The organism is Myxococcus sp. CA056, assembly GCF_013336715.1.
GTDB classification, from domain to species: domain Bacteria; phylum Myxococcota; class Myxococcia; order Myxococcales; family Myxococcaceae; genus Myxococcus; species Myxococcus llanfairpwllgwyngyllgogerychwyrndrobwllllantysiliogogogochensis.
The window spans coordinates 167,399-183,407 of sequence record NZ_JABUMT010000001.1 but is presented as its reverse complement, the minus strand read 5'-3'; the positions used below and the strand labels follow the sequence as shown (position 1 = coordinate 183,407).

At 70.1% G+C, this 16,009-nt stretch carries 16 protein-coding genes; 8 read left to right on the top strand and 8 right to left on the bottom strand.

The window, feature by feature from the left end; genetic code table 11:
• The first annotated feature begins 84 nt into the window (after positions 1-84).
• Positions 85-933 carry an aldo/keto reductase gene (locus HUA76_RS00780; protein WP_174459726.1) on the top strand — a complete coding sequence of 283 codons (849 nt, stop codon included), beginning with the start codon at positions 85-87 and terminating at the stop codon, positions 931-933.
• Here HUA76_RS00780 and HUA76_RS00775 read toward each other — a convergent pair.
• Together HUA76_RS00775 and kdsB are read right to left on the bottom strand one after the other, a co-directional pair.
• The gene (locus tag HUA76_RS00775) at positions 926-1,819 is read right to left on the bottom strand and encodes a hypothetical protein (protein WP_174459725.1); all 894 of its coding nucleotides are present in this window, start codon (positions 1,817-1,819) and stop codon (positions 926-928) included. The genes HUA76_RS00780 and HUA76_RS00775 overlap by 8 nt on opposite strands.
• Before the next feature lie 2 nt (positions 1,820-1,821).
• Entirely contained in the window at positions 1,822-2,562 is a 741-nt protein-coding gene (kdsB, locus tag HUA76_RS00770) for a 3-deoxy-manno-octulosonate cytidylyltransferase (protein WP_174459724.1), read from the bottom strand.
• 105 nt (positions 2,563-2,667) lie between these two features.
• Between kdsB and wecB the strand changes: the two genes are divergently transcribed.
• The 3 genes from wecB (at position 2,668) to HUA76_RS00755 (ending at position 5,267) form a co-directional block, all read left to right on the top strand.
• Positions 2,668-3,798, top strand: a complete 1,131-nt coding sequence (wecB, locus tag HUA76_RS00765; protein WP_174459723.1) for a non-hydrolyzing UDP-N-acetylglucosamine 2-epimerase — start codon at positions 2,668-2,670, stop codon at positions 3,796-3,798.
• Positions 3,799-3,897: 99 nt separating this feature from the next.
• Positions 3,898-4,941 (top strand): RluA family pseudouridine synthase, encoded by a 1,044-nt coding sequence (locus tag HUA76_RS00760; protein WP_174459722.1) that lies wholly within the window; start codon positions 3,898-3,900, stop codon positions 4,939-4,941.
• A gap of 89 nt (positions 4,942-5,030) precedes the next feature.
• Positions 5,031-5,267: a hypothetical protein gene (locus tag HUA76_RS00755; RefSeq protein ID WP_174459721.1), complete on the top strand. Its 237-nt coding sequence runs from the start codon at positions 5,031-5,033 to the stop codon at positions 5,265-5,267.
• Positions 5,268-5,479: 212 nt separating this feature from the next.
• Here HUA76_RS00755 and purF read toward each other — a convergent pair whose 3' ends face one another.
• Positions 5,480-6,868, bottom strand: coding sequence for an amidophosphoribosyltransferase (purF, locus tag HUA76_RS00750; RefSeq protein ID WP_174454590.1), 1,389 nt, complete (start codon positions 6,866-6,868; stop codon positions 5,480-5,482).
• 144 nt (positions 6,869-7,012) lie between these two features.
• Here purF and HUA76_RS00745 point away from each other — a divergent pair, with 144 nt between their 5' ends.
• Positions 7,013-8,323: a neutral/alkaline non-lysosomal ceramidase N-terminal domain-containing protein gene (locus tag HUA76_RS00745; protein WP_141643137.1), complete on the top strand. Its 1,311-nt coding sequence runs from the start codon at positions 7,013-7,015 to the stop codon at positions 8,321-8,323.
• A gap of 151 nt (positions 8,324-8,474) precedes the next feature.
• Entirely contained in the window at positions 8,475-9,263 is a 789-nt protein-coding gene (locus HUA76_RS00740; RefSeq protein WP_174459720.1) for a crotonase/enoyl-CoA hydratase family protein, read from the top strand.
• A gap of 21 nt (positions 9,264-9,284) precedes the next feature.
• On the opposite strand, the gene yhbY is transcribed toward HUA76_RS00740, so the two are convergent.
• From yhbY to HUA76_RS00725, 3 genes are all read right to left on the bottom strand, one after another.
• A complete protein-coding gene (gene yhbY / locus HUA76_RS00735) occupies positions 9,285-9,575 on the bottom strand; it encodes a ribosome assembly RNA-binding protein YhbY (RefSeq protein WP_141643135.1) in 291 nt (96 codons plus the stop codon).
• Positions 9,576-9,637: 62 nt separating this feature from the next.
• Positions 9,638-11,617, bottom strand: a complete 1,980-nt coding sequence (locus HUA76_RS00730) for a DnaJ domain-containing protein (RefSeq protein ID WP_371823413.1) — start codon at positions 11,615-11,617, stop codon at positions 9,638-9,640.
• Between the two features lie 960 nt (positions 11,618-12,577).
• Positions 12,578-13,390, bottom strand: a complete 813-nt coding sequence (locus tag HUA76_RS00725; RefSeq protein ID WP_141643133.1) for a hypothetical protein — start codon at positions 13,388-13,390, stop codon at positions 12,578-12,580.
• A gap of 144 nt (positions 13,391-13,534) precedes the next feature.
• On the opposite strand from HUA76_RS00725, the gene HUA76_RS00720 reads away from it, so the two are divergent.
• The gene (locus tag HUA76_RS00720) at positions 13,535-14,308 is read left to right on the top strand and encodes a TSUP family transporter (RefSeq protein WP_174454592.1); all 774 of its coding nucleotides are present in this window, start codon (positions 13,535-13,537) and stop codon (positions 14,306-14,308) included.
• Positions 14,309-14,331: 23 nt separating this feature from the next.
• Here the strand turns inward: HUA76_RS00720 and HUA76_RS00715 are convergent, their stop codons facing one another.
• The gene (locus HUA76_RS00715; RefSeq protein WP_141643131.1) at positions 14,332-14,847 is read right to left on the bottom strand and encodes a YfbM family protein; all 516 of its coding nucleotides are present in this window, start codon (positions 14,845-14,847) and stop codon (positions 14,332-14,334) included.
• Between the two features lie 110 nt (positions 14,848-14,957).
• The gene (locus HUA76_RS00710) at positions 14,958-15,374 is read right to left on the bottom strand and encodes an EamA family transporter (protein ID WP_174459718.1); all 417 of its coding nucleotides are present in this window, start codon (positions 15,372-15,374) and stop codon (positions 14,958-14,960) included.
• A gap of 101 nt (positions 15,375-15,475) precedes the next feature.
• On the opposite strand from HUA76_RS00710, the gene HUA76_RS00705 reads away from it, so the two are divergent.
• Positions 15,476-15,958 (top strand): hypothetical protein, encoded by a 483-nt coding sequence (locus tag HUA76_RS00705; RefSeq protein WP_174454593.1) that lies wholly within the window; start codon positions 15,476-15,478, stop codon positions 15,956-15,958.
• Positions 15,959-16,009: the final 51 nt, after the last annotated feature.

Genomic DNA, 16,009 nt, shown 5'->3' with positions numbered 1-16,009 from the left:
TAGCGCGGAGCCCCTCGCTTCGCACGGTCGCGGGCTGTCGGAGCGGGTGGGAGGTGCTAATCCTTCGGGGCACGGAGGTAGGCCATGGAGCAGCGCGTTTTCGGCGGCACCGGGAAGCAGGTCCCCGTCCTCGGTCAGGGCACGTGGCAGATGGAGGAGGATGACCGCGAGGAGGCCATCCGCTCCCTGCGCGCGGGGTTGGACCTGGGGCTCACCCACGTCGACACCGCCGAGTTGTACGGCCACGGCCGCGTGGAGGAGTCCATCGTCTCCGAGGCCATCGCCGGACGACGCGAGGAGGTCTTCCTCGTGTCGAAGGTCATGCCCTCCAATGCCACCTACGCGGGCACGCTGACCGCGTGCGAGCGGAGCCTGAAGCGACTGCGCACCGACTGGCTCGACTGCTACCTGCTGCACTGGCCCGGCTCGCACCCGCTGGCGGAGACGGTGCGCGCCTTCGAGAAGCTGGTCGCGGACGGGAAGATTCGCTCCTGGGGCGTGAGCAACTTCGCGGTGTCGGATTTGGACGAACTGCTGACGCTCACGAAGCCCGAGCACATCGCCTGCAACCAGGTCCTCTACCACCTGGAGGAGCGGGCCATCGAACACGCCGTCCTCCCGTGGTGCGAGGAGCAGGGTGTGGCGGTGGTGGGCTACAGCCCCTTCGGCAACGGCCGCTTCCCCAAGCCCCAGAGTCCGGGAGGGCGCGTGCTGGAGGCCATCGCCCGGGCGCATGACGCCACGGCCCGACAGGTGGCGCTCCAGTTCCTCGTGAGGCGGCCCTCCCTGTTCGCCATTCCCAAGGCGAGCCGCGTGGCCCACCTGCGCGACAACGCGGCCGCCGTGTCGCTGAAGCTCTCCGCGGACGAGCTGGCGCGCATCGACGCCGCGTTCCCCAAGGGCGCCTACAGCGACGAGCTGCCCGTCATTTGAGGCCGGAGGCGAAGGCCTTGCGGAAGGCGGACACGGTGGGCTCTCCCTCGCCCACCGTCACCGTGCCCGTCTCGCCCTCCAACGCGGCTCGCATGCCCTTGCCTCGGACGAAGCGCACCGTGGCGATGCGGCGCATCACCTCGCGTCCCTGCTCCTGCGCGAGCGCGCGCAACGCGTGGCCCGTGACATTCACCGCGGCCTCCAGCGCGCGACGTCCGGGCTCGTCATCCAACCCCACCCAGTCCACCTCGAAGCGCAGCGGCCTGCCACCCAGTGCCTTCTCGCCCGGCCAGAACTGCTCGGTGAGGGCGTGCGGCAGCTTCTCCACCAACGTCGCCACGTCCTGACGCGTGGGCGTGGGGCGCACCAGTTGCGTCAGCTCGAGCAGCTTGCTGGCCTGGCCCACCGTCACCGCGACCACCGTCGCCAGGTCCACGTACGTCACCGACTCCGAGCCGAGCAGGCCCTCCTTGCCGAGCGCCAGCAGCACCGAGTCTCGCGGCGCGTAGTCCACCACCGTGCCCGTCACGGTGTGTCCGTGGGCCAGGTGCAGCGTGACGGTGACGGTGGGGACCTCCTCGCCCGTGCGGGCTCGTATCGCGAGCGTCCCGAGTTGCTCCAGCACCCGCTCCACCTTGCGCGACACCAGTCGCTGCACGCCCTCCATCTGGTGTTCCTCGTCGTCCGCCCACTTGCGTCGGCGCGGGTCGTTCTTCGGCGTCGGTGCGGGCGCGGGCGTTGGCGCGGGCGTCGGTGCCGCCGCCGCGACGTGGGGATTCGCGGGGACTTCCTTCGCGGGCTCCGGGGGCGTGGCGGCGGGGGCCTCCGGCGTCTCGTCCTTCGCCTTGGTGTCGTTTCCGCCAAACAGGTCCTGGAAGATGCCCATGGCTACAGTCCTTTCTCGCGCATGACGGCTTCAACCTTCGCGACGTCTCCGGGGACATCCACCGCGACCGTGCGCCAGGAGACTCGGGCGCAGCGGATGGAGATGCCGTGCTCCAGCGCGCGGAGTTGCTCCAGCTGCTCCGTCTCCTCGAGCGGCGTGGGCGCCAGCTCCGCGAGCCGCAACAAGACGTCCCGCCGGTAACCATACAGGCCGATGTGGCCCCAGCGGGGGACGGGAGTCCCGGTCTCCCGCGCGTGGGGAACGAGGCTGCGGCTGAAGTAGAGCGCGTCGCCGTTGAGCGCGAGCACGGCCTTCACCACGTGCGGGCTGTCGGCTTCGTCCGCCTCCAGGGGCCTGACGAGTGTGCCCATGCGCACGGTGGTGTCCGTGAAGAGTCCGGCGAGCGACTTGAGCGCCTCCGGGTCCACCAGGGGCTCGTCACCCTGGACGTTCACCCACACGTCCACGTCGGGCCGCTCGCGCGCCACCTCCGCCACCCGGTCCGTCCCCGTGGCGCAGGCGGGGCTGGTCATCACCGCGCGGCCTCCGAAGCCCTCCACGGTGGCGCGGATGCGCTCGTCGTCCGTGGCCACCCAGACCTCGTCGAAGACGCCCGCCTCCTGACAGCGGAGCCACACGTGCTCCACCATGGGCTTGCCGGCGATGAGGACGAGCGGCTTGCCGGGGAAGCGGGTGCTGGCATGACGGGCGGGGATGACGGCGATGGTGCGTGAGGAGGGCATGGCACACTCGGTCTATCAGATTCAGGACGGACGCTGGCTCCGCGGAGACGAGTCGCCCCGCAGCCACTAGGCATCCGACTCGCCGTGCCTAGCTTGGCTGGCGACATGAAGAAGGTCATCCATATCGTCGGTGCGCGGCCCAATTTCATGAAGGTCGCGCCCATCCACCGGGCCATCGCCGCGCGCACCCCGCTCCAGCAGATCCTCATCCACACGGGGCAGCACTACGACGTCAAGATGAGCGACGTCTTCTTCTCCGACCTGGGCCTGCCCGCGCCGGACGTGCACCTGGGCATCGGCTCCGGCAGCCACGCACAGCAGACGGCCCGGACGATGGTGGAGCTGGAGAAGGTCTTCCTGGAGCACAAGCCGGACCTCGTCTCCGTCGTGGGTGACGTGAACAGCACTGTCGCCGCCGCGCTCGTGTCGTCGAAGCTGGCGATTCCCCTGGCCCACGTCGAGGCCGGCCTGCGCAGCTACTCCCGGCACCAGCCGGAGGAAATCAACCGCGTCGTCACCGACCGGCTGGCCGACCTGCTCCTCACGCCCTCGCGCGACGCGGATGCCAACCTGCTCAAGGAAGGGCTGGAGCCGGACCGCATCCACTTCGTGGGCAACGTGATGATCGACTCACTGCTCGCCTCGAAGGAGCGGGCGGAGCAGCTGCCCGTGCTGAAGAGCCTGGGCCTTGCGCCTCATGGCTACGCGGTGTGCACGCTCCACCGGCCGTCCAACGTGGATGACCCGCGCGTGCTCGGCGGGCTGCTGTCCGCGATTGCTCACGTGGCCTCCCGCATCCCGGTCGTCTTCCCGGTACACCCGCGCACGCGGAAGATGATCTCCGAGCAGGGACTGGGCTCCGCGTTCGAGCGCAATCCGAACCTGCGCCCCGTGGACCCCATGGGCTACCTGGAGTTCCTCGTGCTGACGTCGCAGGCCCGGCTCATCCTCACCGACTCGGGCGGACTCCAGGAGGAGACCACTGCGCTGGGCGTGCCGTGCCTCACCCTGCGCGAACAGACCGAGCGCCCCATCACCGTCGAGGAAGGGACCAACGAGGTGGTGGGCACCGACCCGGACCGCATCCGCGAGGCCGCCGACCGCGCGCTCAACGGGCAGGGCAAGAAGGGCCGCGTGCCGGAGTACTGGGATGGTCGCTCGGGTGAGCGCATCGCGGACCTGTTCGCGCGCTTCCTCTCCGTCGAGCAGGGCTCGCTTCGCGCTGTCTCCGCTTGATGGAGGTGACGAGGGGCCGCGACACCTGTGTGACGGTGCCTCGTGGCCGTGCTCGTTCCGACTGTGCGTGCTTCCGCTCCATGTTAGAGCTGGGAGGTCATGCGCGGCGATGAGGACGCATCGGCGGAGGTCTCCGCCTCCGAGAAGGACCCGGCCCCCGAGGGCTTCGTCGACATCCCCTTCGTCGTCGAGCCCAACTATGCGGGCTGGCGCCTGGAGGACTACCTGGGCCAGAAGCTGCGCCGAATGCCTCGGGAGCGCCTGGCCGGAATCATCCTGCGCGGTGTTCGCTGTGACGAGCAGCGGCTGAAGCCCTCCACGCCTGTGTATCCCGGCATGGCCTTCCGACTGCGCCGTCCCGGTACCGAAGAACCCGAGACGCCCACGGCGCTCCCTGTTGTCTTCCAGGATGACTGGCTGCTCGTGCTCGACAAGCCCGCGGGACTGCCCATCCATCCCACCGCGCGCTACCACAAGGGCACCCTCGTCTCCATCCTGCGCGAGCGCTTCGGTGAGCGCTTCGCCGAGCCCGCGCACCGACTGGACCGGGAGACCAGCGGGCTCGTCGTCTGCGGACGCACCACCGAGTCCTGCCGGATGCTGGGACGACTCTTCGTCTCGCGCGACGTGCACAAGGAGTACCTCGCCGTCTGCGAGGGCCATCCCTCCGAGGACTCCTTCGTTGTCGACGCGCCCATCGCCGAGGGCACCGAACTCATCCGCATCGCCGTGCGCATCGACCCCGTGGAGGGCAAGCCGAGCCGCACCCGGTTCCAGGTGCTCCAGCGCTTCACTCGCGATGGCGCCCCCTTCGCGCTGCTGCGCTGCTTTCCGGAGACAGGTCGTCAGCATCAGATTCGCATCCACCTGCACGTCGCGGGCTTCCCGCTGGTGGGCGACAAGATGTACGGGCCGGACCCCGGCTACTTTGATCGCTTCAGCAAGCACAGCCTGGAGCCCGAGGCGTGGACCCGGCTGCGGCTGCCACGACACGCGCTGCATGCCGCGCGCATCGTCTTCCCGCATCCTGGCACCGGTGTGGAGGTTGCCTTCGAGGCTCCGCTTCCCTCCGACTTCACGGACTTCATCGCGGGGGCTTCGCTGCCGCCCGCGCCTCCCGTGAAGAGCGGCGGGGAGGTTTAGCCGGGGCCCCGCAACTTCCGGGCGGCTCCTGGGTTCCAGAGGGAAACACCCTCCTCGCGTCACTGACACGTCCTCCTCGGGAGCCTTTCATGCGCCGCACCGTCCTCGCCGCCACTGTCGCCTTCTTCCTCGGCGGTTTCGTCAACCAGGCCCAGGCGGAGCGTCAGCCGCGCATGCGTGACGCCTTGGTGCATCTGGAGAAGGCGCTCTCCACCCTGAAGAACGCGTCCCCCGACAAGGGCGGCCACCGCGTGAAGGCCATCGGCCTCACCGAGCAGGCGCTCGGCGAGGTTCGCGAGGGCATCCAGTTCGACAACCGCCACTGACGCGCGAAGGGAGTGAGGCGCCTGCCCAGAGGTCTGTGCGCGGCGCCTCGCTGGCGTGGCGTCTCGACTGACGCCCGGAGTGACCACGGCCCTGGTCCATGGGCGAGGGGCCTCGCTGAAGCGAGGTCTCGACCGCCACCTGGAACGAGCAAGGCCCCCGACCCGAAGAGAGGGCAGGGGGCCTTGTGCTGGTACGTCCCGTCAACGCCCGGTCAGGCGGTGAGCTTGTTCGCTTCCGGCGCGGAGGGTGACAGCTCTCCGATGAGATACTCGCCCGAGAAACACGCCGTGCAGAAGCTGCCTCGGCTGGGGTCTCCCACCGCCGTGCCCAGCCCCTCCAGCGAGATGTAGCCCAGCGTGTCCGCCGTGACGTACTTCGCGATTTCGTCCGTGCTGTGGGTCGCCGCGATGAGCTCCTGACGGCTCGGCGTGTCGATGCCGTAGAAGCAGGGCCACTTCGTCGGCGGCGAGGAGATGCGCAGATGCACCTCCAGCGCTCCCGCGGCCTTGATCATCTTCACGATTTTGCGGCTCGTGGTGCCCCGGACGATGGAGTCGTCCACCACCACCACGCGCTTGCCCTTGAGCACGTGCCGCACCGCCGACAGCTTCAGCTTCACGCCGAAGTGACGGATGGACTGCTGCGGCTCGATGAACGTGCGGCCCACGTAGTGGCTGCGGATGAGGCCCACGTCATACGGAATCCCGCTCTGCTGCGAGAAGCCGATGGCCGCCGCCACGCCCGAGTCCGGCACCGCGATGACCAGGTCCGCGTCGGGCGCCGGCTGCTCGCGCGCCAGCTGCATGCCCATCTGCTTGCGCACCTCGTACACGCTGTTGCCGAACAACACCGAGTCCGGACGCGCGAAGTACACCTGCTCGAAGATGCAGCGCCCCAGGCGCGGAGGCTCCGCGAAGGGCCTGCTGGTGCGCAGCACGCCGTTCTCGATGACCAGCAGCTCGCCCGGCTCCAGCTCGCGCACCACATCCGCTTCGATGAGGTCCAACGCGGTCGTCTCGCTGGCGACCACGTACGCGCCTTCCTTCATCCGCCCCAACACCAGCGGCCGGATGCCCAGCGGGTCCCTCACCGCGACCAGCTTGTTCTGCGTGAGCACCAGCAGGCTGTAGGCGCCTTCCACCTTGCGCAGCGCTTCCACGAGCTTCTGCTCGAAGCTCACCTGCTTGGAGCGCGCCAGGAGGTGCATGATGACCTCCGTGTCCGCGTCCGACTGGAAGATGGCTCCGTCGGCCTCCAGCTTCTCCTTCAGCGCTCCCGCGTTCACCAGGTTGCCATTGTGCGCGACGGCGACCTGTCCTCCCGCGTACGCCACGAAGAGCGGCTGAGCGTTCTTGAGCTGGCTGCCACCGGCCGTCGAGTACCGCACGTGTCCGATGGCCGACTGGCCAGGCAGGCCGGCGAGCACCGGCGCGTCGAAAATATCAGCCACCAACCCCATCTGACGGTGCGCCCGAAGACCGTGGCCGTCGGAGGCGACGATGCCAGCGGACTCCTGACCGCGGTGCTGCAGGGCGTGCAGCCCCAGGTACGTCAGGTTAGAGGCCTCGGCGTGTCCCGTGATTCCGAAGATGCCGCACATGGCGCGGTGCCTTACTCCTTTCGGGCGATGAGCGGAACAGGAACGCACGCCCCTCTGGTGGGTATTCCACCCGCCACCGGAGTCGGCCCATGTGGGCACACGAGCCTCGCGGTACGAGCACCGTCCCGTTAGTCTCGCCACCGCATGGCTTCCCCGCGACGAGCCTCCTGGCGTTCCCTGTTTCCCCTGGTCCTGCTCACCGTGGGTGCCGCTTATTCATTGGGTTCATGGAACTGGTGTGGCACCTGGGCAGAGCGCGCGCCCGTGCTGCTGTCTCAGGTGAAAACAGAAGGTGCGTTGCGCGCGGGCGCGGCGAAGGTGCCGCTCGTGCCGCCGTTTCCGGTGGTGGTCGCGGGGTACTCGCCTCCGCGTCCGGATGCGAGCCAGTCCGACCCGCCGCTCCATGCTCGCGCGGTGGTGCTGGAGTCGGGGAACACGCGGGTGGGGTTGGTGTCGCTCGAGTTGCTGCTCGTCACGGATGCGGTGACCGCCAAGGTGCGCGAGCGAGCGCTCGCCGCCGGACTGCAGGACGTGCTGGTGCTGGCCACGCACACGCACTCCTCGCTGGGAGGTTATGACAGCCGCCTGGTGTCACAGCTCGTCGGGACGGGGCGCTACCGGGAGGACTCGCTGGAGGCCGTCGTCGCCGCCGCGAGCGCCGCGCTGCAACAGGCCGCCGCCGCGCTCACCGACGTGACGCTGGAGCTGGGCGAGGCGAAGGAGCCCTCCTTCGTCTACACGCGCAGCGGTGGCACCGCGCCGGATGGCTCCTTGACTCGCGCGGTGCTGCGCGGCGCCTCGGCCCCGGTGGCGGAGTTGCTCTTCTTCGCCGCGCACCCCGCGATGGTGCCCCGGCAGCGCGCGTACGTGGACCCGGACTACCCGGGGCGACTCAGCTCGCTGCGCGAGTCCGAGGGCAGCGGCGTGACGCTGCTGTTGCAAGGCGCGGTCGGCAACGCCTCGGTGGCCTTCTCCGAAGGGCAGGGGCTGGAGCGTGTGTCCGCCTTTGCTCGGGCCTTGTCCGACCTCGCGGGCAAGGTGCCCATGGCTTCCGTGGGGCCTTCGGTCCGGCTGTCATTGGTGCGCGCGGAAGCGGTGATGCCTCGGCCGGATGCGTCGCGGCTGGTGCCGTCATTCACTCGCGCCGCGGGCGACAACCTGCTGTGCGGTTCCTCCGAGCGCGTGGCGGAAGTGGCGGCGTTGGTGCTGGGGCCGCTGGAGCTGGTGACGGTGCCGGGTGAGCCCACCGTCGACGCGGGCGCGGTGCTGGTGGGACGCACCGGGGCCTCGGGGGTGCTGGGGCTCGCGGGTGGATACGTGGGCTATGTGGAGACGCCGGAGTTGGTGCGCGTGAGCGGTGGTGAGTCGCGACGGCAGTACTTCGGTCCCTCGCTGCTGGAGCGACTGGGTGAAGCGGCGGAGCTTGCCGCCAGCACCGCGGGCTTCACGCGCTGACTTTGCCCGCGGTGGTTGGATGCACGGGCCTTGTCGGCGGCCTGTCGGGACGGTCCTGAACGTCCTTTGCTGGACGGCGGGGCGAGCGTGATGGCGTCGCCAGGGCCGCATGGCGGAAACTGGCGCTCCCTTCTTCACCGTGGAGCGCCCCATGAGCCCATCGGATCCTCGCATCACCCTGGAAGTGCGCGGTCACCTCGCCCTCATCGGCATCCACCGGCCGGAGAAGCGCAATGCGTTCGACGTCGGCATGTTGCGGGGACTGTCGTCCGCGGTGACCGAGGCGGACCGTCATCCGGACGTGCGGTGCATGGTCATCTTCGCGGTGGGCGACCACTTCTCCGCGGGCCTGGACCTGGCGAGCGTCGCGCCCGCCCTCTCCAGTGGCGAGCCGCTCTACTCCGAGGGCGCCATCGACCCGTGGGGCATCCAGGGAGCGCTGAGGACCAAGCCGCTCATCGTCGCCGTCCAGGGCCTGTGTCTCACGCTGTCCATCGAACTCATCCTCGCGGCGGACATCGCGGTGGCCTCCGAGGACGCACGCTTCGGACAGATTGAAATCAAGCGCGGCATCTTCCCGTTCGGCGGCGCCACCCTGCGCTTCCCGCAGCGGGCCGGATGGGGCAATGCCATGCGCTGGCTGCTCACGGGCGACGAGTTCGACGCGCGCGAGGCCTACCGGATGGGACTGGTGCAGGAAGTCGTCGAGCGCGGCCGTCACCTGGAGCGCGCGCTGGCCCTGGCGGAGACGGTGTCGAAGCAGGCGCCGCTGGGGGTCCAGGCGACGCTCGCGTCCGCGCGACAGGCGGTGCACGAGGGGCCCGAGGCGGCGGCGCGCGCGCTGCTGCCCCAACTGCTGCGGCTGGCGGGAACGGAGGACGCCGCCGAGGGCGTCCAGTCCTTCATCGAGCGCCGCGAGGCCCGCTTCACCGGCAAGTGAGGCGGCCCCGGGCGCGGTCCGTCAGAACTTCTCGAACTTGGAGTCCTCTTTGCGCTTCTTGAAGAACAGGGCGGTGCGGCCCAGGAGCTGGGCCTGGTCGGCGCCCGTGCCCTCGGCGATGCGCGCGGAGGCTTCCTGGCGCGTCTCCGGACCGTCGTTGATCTTCACCTTGATGAGCTCGTGGTCATGCAGCGCCTGCTCGACGGCGGCGATGACGCCCTCGGTGACGCCGGATTGACCGACGATGACCACCGGCTCCAGGTGGTGTCCGAGCGCGCGCAGATGGCGGCGTTGCTTCCCGGTGAGCGGCACGTTGCTATCTCCTTCGACTCGTCCGGCGGGGCCCCAGGCCCCTCCCGGACGGGGGGCGCACCCTACTTCTTCTGGGCCGCCATGCGAATCTCCCGCTGCGCGTCGATGTGGTCTGGCTGAAGCTCCACTGTCCGCTTGAAGTGCTTGAGCGAGCCCGGAACGTCCCCCGACAGCTTCGCAATCACCCCGAGGAAGTAGTGCGCGGGCGCACAGCGCTCATTGCGCTTGATGGCGTTCTGGATTTCCCGGAACGCCTCCGGCTGAGCCGCCTTCTTGTCCGCCGCCGTGAAGAACCGCGCATAGCCCCGCCACGCGTAGAACTCGGCCTCCTCCGCGTTGAGCTGGATGGCCTCGTTCAACATCTTCACGGCCTCGGGGAACTTGCGCGCCTTCACGAGAATGCACGCCTTCTGGAAGAGCTCCTCGGCCTGGAGGATGGCGTTGATGTCGACTTCCGCTCCCGCGCCGCCGCTCTTGACCTCCTCCAGATAGGACGCACGGCTCTTGTCGTCGGACAGCATCCGGTAGGCATCGCCGATGTAGGCGAACACCTCGGCCTTGAGCTTCTCCAGCTCCGGAGGCGCGCCCTGCGGAAGCGTGTCCGGGTGGTAGAGCTTGGCGAGCCGGAAGTAGGCGACCTTCACGGCACTCGAGTCCGCCTGCTCCGAGAGCCCCAGCCGCTGGAAGTGGTTCTGCTGCTTGAGCGCCATGACGAGCTGGCGCAGCGACGGAATCTCGTCCGAGCCCGGGGCATTGGCGGTGACGGTGGGCGGCGCGGGACGGGCCGTGCCTGGGCCCGCCGTGGGCGCCGCTGAACCGACGACCGGAGGACCCGCGGGACGGGGCGCGGCTCCTGGGGGATTGCCAGGACGCGCGGCTCCAGCGGCGGCGGTGCCCACGCCTGGAGGATTGCCAGGGCGAGCGGCTCCAGCCGGGGCCGCTCCAACGCCGGGAGGATTGCCGGGACGGGCGGCTCCAGTGGCGGCGGTGCCCACGCCTGGGGGATTGCCAGGGCGAGCGGCTCCGGCCGGGGCCGCTCCAACGCCGGGAGGATTGCCAGGAGTCGCCGCTCCCGAAGGGGCGGTGCCGACGCCGGGAGGACTGCCAGGGCGGGCTGCTCCAGCCGGGGCCGCTCCAACACCTGGAGGGTTTCCGGGACGAGGTGCCTGGGCCGCCGTGGGTGCGGGACCGGTCGGGGCGGCTTGTGGACTCGCGGCAGCAGGACCGGGGTGCGCCCCGGCTCCTGGCTGCGGGGCCACGGCGGCGAAGGACACGGCGTCCAGCTCTCGTAGCAGGAACGCGAGGCGCAGCAGGTGGTCGGCGTCCTGCGGGAAGTCGGTGAGGAGCTGGTTCACCGAGCGCACGCCGTCGATGACGGTGAGGGCCCGGACTTCATGCGGGGTGAGGCGCAGCTCGCTCGCGGCGACCATGCCCCCCGACTTCATTATGGGCAGTTGGAGCACCGGCATGAGCCGGCGCTTGAGCTCCGTGGACGGCATGCGGCGCACGGTGTCGCTGAGCACGGCCCACCGGTTGCCGAGCGGCATGGCCTTGTTGCCAGCCAGCTCGCGGACCTCGAAGGTGAACGTGCCCGCCTCGGTGCGCAGGGCCTTGAACAGGATGCTGGCGGCGCGCTGCGCCAGGATGGCGAACGCGCTGGCGGGTTGCAGCAGTCCCAGACCAAAGAGCGCGGCGAGCAGGTCTCCACCGAAGCGGTCCTTCGCGGACTCGGCCTGCTGGAGCTGCTCGGGCGTGAGCAGTCGCCCACCCATCAGCGACGTGCCCAGCGCATCTTCGGGATGGGTCGAGTCGACGAACTCCGGGTTGCCCTTGCGGAAGTGAATCAGGGCGACGCGGTCCGAGAGCGTCAGCGTGAGCAGGCCCGTCTGCTCCGCCATGGCGACGCGCCCGTAGAGGTTCAGCGGCGAGGTCTGCTCCAGCTGTCCCTGGGCTGGCACCGCGTAGGGGGCGGCCTCCGTTGTGACGGCCGCGACGGGGCGCGCGCCAGCAGCGGGAACTCCCGCCTGCGGAGCGGCTCCCATGGGGGCCTGCTGCGCTCCGGGAGTCGCGGGGGCCTGCTGCGCTGGTGCCACGGGGCGTGCGCCGGTCGCGGGCACACCTGCATGCGGAGCGACTCCGGGCGCTTGCGGTGCACCGGCGGGACGGGTGCCCGCGGTGGGAACTCCCGCCTGCGGAGCGACTCCGGGCGCTTGCGGTACTCCAGGCGCAGTGGCCATGGGAGGCCGCCCGGGGGCCGTTGCGACGCCGGGCGGGACTCCCGGGGCAGGACGCGCGGCGACGTTCGGCGCTCCGGGAGCGGCGGTACCCGGAACTCCGGGGCGTGCTCCCTGTGGCGCGCCAACGCCCGGGTTGCCTGGGGCGCGAGGATCTCCAGGCCGCGTTCCGGGCCCTGCCATCGGAGCTGACCCAGGCGTGCTTCTCGCGACCGCACCGGGTCCCGCCATATGCGCGGTGCCCGGACCGGCCATCGGCATTCCGCCAGGATTCGCACCCGGGCCCGCCATCGGCATTCCACCGGGATTCGCACCAGGGCCGGCCATGTGCGCGGTGCCCGGACCGGCCATCGGCATTCCACCCGGATTCGCACCCGGACCGGCCATGGGCATTCCACCGGGGTTCGCACCGGGGCTTGCCATGGGCGCGCTCGGCGCCTGCTGGGGCGCGTCGGGCGCTCCGTCACCCCAGAGCTCCCGGGGGAAGGTGTCGCGGGCCTCGGGGAATCGCCAGGGGAAGGCGAAGTTGCGCCCGTCCTCGGAGACCTGGAGCTTCCCCTTGATGGAGCCGCTGTCGATGAGCAGCTCGATGGTCGGCAGGGTGAGGGGCCCCCACAAGGTGCCCCTGTCGTTGCGAACCCAATATTGACGGACGTCACCCTCCGCCATGTGCGGTTCTACTCCGTTCGAGCTGCGAGAAGATGGAACCCTACCGCTCTCCCCGGAAGGGTCAAAGCAGACGACGGGGCAGAGTGCTCATACAGGGCGTCAGGGTGTGGCGCCGTCGAGGGTGGCCAGCCCCAGCACGGACAGGCACGCCGCGTCCGCCTGCTGCTCGGCCGGGGGGTCGAAGCAGAACACCTCACTGTCGAAGACCTTGCACAGCCCCGCCGGCGTGGACGCACAGGCCGACTTCGAGAACGCGGTGGTGCACCCGTAGCCACACACCGGCCCGGACTCGCTGTTGCGGCACTCGGGCGCGGGCAAGGTGCGCTTCCAGGCGCAGAGCGCGGCGGGAGACGGGTCGAAGCAGGTGATGCGACCACTCGCCATCTTGCACACCCCCGCGGGCGTCTTGTTGCAGCGCACCCCCTCCGGGACGTTCAGGCAGTTGTAGCCGCACGTCAGCTCCACACTGTTGCTGCGGCAGTCCGCGCGGGGCGTGTCCTTGCCGTAGACGGCGAAGACGATGGCCGGCGGGTCGAAGCACTCCACCTCGCCGCTGCGACCTCGGCACACCCCGGCCGGAGACTTCGCGCACTTCACCCGACCCGGCTGCGTCGCGCAGTTGTAGCCACACGCCACCACGCCATCGATGGCCTTGCACTCGGGGTCCGGCAGCGAGGCGCCGTACGCCTTCACCACGTAGGCCGGCGGGTCGAAGCACACCGCCTGGCCGTCCACCACCTGACAGCGCCCCTGCGGCGTCTGCGCGCACCGGGCCCGGTTCGAGTCCGACTTGCACCCATAACCACAGGCCACCTGGCTGTTCATGGAGCGGCAGGAGGGGGCGTTGGGGTCCTGCGACGGCGGTGCCGAGGCCAGCGTGAGCGCCAGCAAGGTGACGAGGGAGGCGAGCATGGTGACCTCGGAAGCAGGGGAGTGTCGCGGAGGCATTGACGCCCAAGGCGCGCGGTGACGCAAGAAGCGGGCGGGCGCGACGGCGCTTCGGGCGCGTGGTACCCAGGCGCCGTTCGAGCCGAGGGAGACACCCAGGTGGATTTCATGGTGGACGTCAGTGCGCAGCAACTCCTCCTGCTGTGCGTCGCCGCGCTGGTCGCGGGCCTGGTGGACGCCATCGCGGGAGGTGGCGGGCTCATCACCCTGCCCGCGCTCCTGACGGTGGGGTTGCCGCCCCACGTGGCGCTGGGCACCAACAAGGGGCAGTCCGTCTTCGGCTCGTTCGCCGCGCTGGTCCGCTTCTCGCGCTCGGGGCTGGTGGACTGGAGGCTGGCGCGCGTGACGTTCCCCTTCGGCCTGGGAGGTGCGTTCGCCGGCGCCGCGCTGGTGCTGCTGGTGAAGCCAGAGGTGCTCAAGCCGCTGGTGCTCGTGCTGCTCATCGCGGTGGCCGTGTTCCTCGCGTTCCGGCGGACGCCTGCCTCCGGGGCCAGGACGGAGCCCTCACCCCGGCCGCGCGCGCTCGCCATCGGTTCGCTCATCGCGCTGGCCGTCGGCACCTATGACGGGTTCTTCGGTCCGGGGACGGGCACCTTCCTCATCGTCGGCTTCAACACGCTGCTGGGCCACGGACTGGCCCGCGCCTCCGCCGACGCGAAGGTGGTGAACTTCGCGTCCAACCTGGCGTCCATGGCCCTCTTCGCCCTCAATGGCGTGGTGCTCTGGAAGGTGGCGTTGCCCATGGCCGCCGCGCAGTTCACCGGCGCGTGGCTGGGCGCGCACCTGGCGGTGAAGGGCGGCGACACACTGGTGCGCAAGGTGGTGCTCGCCGTGGTGCTGGCGCTGGTGCTGAAGCTGGGGCGCGACGTGGTGATGGGCTGACGTGGGGCGCGCCCCCGGTGGCTTCAGCCGATGTGCACCAGCAGCGCGTCCCCGCGCTTGCCCATCTGGGCCATGAACTTCTGGAGCTCGTCGAAGTAGGAGACCATCTCCTCCAGCGGGTCCGAGTCGTCGGGCGGCTCTTCCCACGTGCCGGGGTAGATGTCCTGGGCCTGCATCTCCACCGCGTCGTAGCGGCGGCGCAGCGTGTTCTCGGACACCTCGCGCAGCGCGGAGGCGAGCACCTTCACCTGCTCGGGCGAGAAGACGCGCGCGGTGCCTTCATCCGAGGGGATGTCGCCCACGTCCACGCCGCCGCGCACCAGGAAGTCCAGCGGCGCGCTGCCCTCCCAGGGCGTCCCGGTGAGCAGGTACTGGAGGCCGTGCCAGGCCTCGCCGATGTCCAGTTCCAGGAATGCTCCGCCCTTCGGGTCTCCGAAGTCCTCCTCGTCGTCGAGGAAGTCGTCCAGGCGCTTGGGGGCCTGAAGCAAGGCGTCGCGCTGCGCCTCCGTGACGCTGCGCAAGGTGCAGAGCATCTCCATGCGGGGGACCTCGTGTGCCGCGGAAGCGGGGGGAATCGTGAGCGGCGATGGACCCTACCAGTCCCGGGTGATGTCGCGGAATTTCGATGCGGGGCCGGGTGCTCCATCGTTCAGCGGAGGGTCAGCAGGGCGCCCGCCACCATCAGCGCCACGCCCGCCCCCATCTTCCACGAGAGCGGCTCGTGCAGGAGGACGACGGCGAGGAGCACGGTCAGCGGCAGGCTGAGCTTGTCGAGCGGCGCCACGCGCGAGGCCGGCCCGAGCTGGAGGGCGCGGAAGTAGGCCAGCCACGACAGGCCGGTGGCGATGCCCGACAGCGCGAGGAACAGCAGCGTCTTGCGGCTCAAGGACGGCAGGGCGGCGTGTTCTCCCCGGGCCAGGGAGATGCCCCAGGCGAAGACGAGGACGACGCAGGTGCGCAGGGCCGTGGCGAGTGTGGAGGGAACACCCTCGACGCCGACCTTCGCCAGTACGGCGGTGAGCGCCGCGAAGAGGGCGGAGAGCAAGGCATAGACCCACCACGACATGAAGACCTCCCGACCGCGAGCGCACTCTGGAACCGCGATGTTAGTCTTTCGAGCGTCGACCGCCGCGCTCTCGCAATGGTGGTCCCAGGAGAGACCACCGGATGGCACCAGGGGGTCGATGGACTGTCGCCATCGCGGGAGTCGTGCTGTCGCTCTCGCTCGCGGCGTACCTGCGGCGTGAGCTGAGTCCTCCGACGCCGCACCGCGTGGTGGAGAAGGCATCGCCGCCCGTGGAGCCGCCTTCCGACAAGGCGCTTCCCCCGCCTCCGCCGCCCAGGCCGGAGGAGTTGGGGCGCGTTCATTTCCGGGCCCTGAAGAGATGGAGTGGGCATCCGCTGCGAGGCGTGACGGTGGGCATCATGCGGGAGACGAGGCCCCGCGTCGTGCATCCGGAGCAACTGCGGACGGACGCGAACGGCATGGCCGAGTTTGTCGCTGTCCCCTCGGGGCGGTTGACCGTCTGTGCTCGCGGGGCGGGCTACATGGAGTCCTGTTTGACGAGCTCGCTCGCGGCGGGCGGTCTGCTCACCATCGACTTGAGCATGTCGGAGGAACCGGCGAGCGCTCCACTCGCAGTCCCATGAGCCCGGCCCCTGAGTGGTAGCCTTCGCGCCCTACAGGCAGCGGGGGTTCCA

Coding starts and splice junctions, on each gene's coding strand:
- HUA76_RS00780 (WP_174459726.1), top strand. CDS start 85: ATGGAGCAGCGCGTTTTCGGCGGCACCGGGAAGCAGGTCCCCGTCCTC.
- HUA76_RS00775 (WP_174459725.1), bottom strand. CDS start 1,819: ATGGGCATCTTCCAGGACCTGTTTGGCGGAAACGACACCAAGGCGAAG.
- kdsB (WP_174459724.1), bottom strand. CDS start 2,562: ATGCCCTCCTCACGCACCATCGCCGTCATCCCCGCCCGTCATGCCAGC.
- wecB (WP_174459723.1), top strand. CDS start 2,668: ATGAAGAAGGTCATCCATATCGTCGGTGCGCGGCCCAATTTCATGAAG.
- HUA76_RS00760 (WP_174459722.1), top strand. CDS start 3,898: ATGCGCGGCGATGAGGACGCATCGGCGGAGGTCTCCGCCTCCGAGAAG.
- HUA76_RS00755 (WP_174459721.1), top strand. CDS start 5,031: ATGCGCCGCACCGTCCTCGCCGCCACTGTCGCCTTCTTCCTCGGCGGT.
- purF (WP_174454590.1), bottom strand. CDS start 6,868: ATGTGCGGCATCTTCGGAATCACGGGACACGCCGAGGCCTCTAACCTG.
- HUA76_RS00745 (WP_141643137.1), top strand. CDS start 7,013: ATGGCTTCCCCGCGACGAGCCTCCTGGCGTTCCCTGTTTCCCCTGGTC.
- HUA76_RS00740 (WP_174459720.1), top strand. CDS start 8,475: ATGAGCCCATCGGATCCTCGCATCACCCTGGAAGTGCGCGGTCACCTC.
- HUA76_RS00730 (WP_371823413.1), bottom strand. CDS start 11,617: ATGGGAGCCGCTCCGCAGGCGGGAGTTCCCGCTGCTGGCGCGCGCCCC.
- HUA76_RS00725 (WP_141643133.1), bottom strand. CDS start 13,390: ATGCTCGCCTCCCTCGTCACCTTGCTGGCGCTCACGCTGGCCTCGGCA.
- HUA76_RS00720 (WP_174454592.1), top strand. CDS start 13,535: ATGGTGGACGTCAGTGCGCAGCAACTCCTCCTGCTGTGCGTCGCCGCG.
- HUA76_RS00715 (WP_141643131.1), bottom strand. CDS start 14,847: ATGGAGATGCTCTGCACCTTGCGCAGCGTCACGGAGGCGCAGCGCGAC.
- HUA76_RS00710 (WP_174459718.1), bottom strand. CDS start 15,374: ATGTCGTGGTGGGTCTATGCCTTGCTCTCCGCCCTCTTCGCGGCGCTC.
- HUA76_RS00705 (WP_174454593.1), top strand. CDS start 15,476: ATGGCACCAGGGGGTCGATGGACTGTCGCCATCGCGGGAGTCGTGCTG.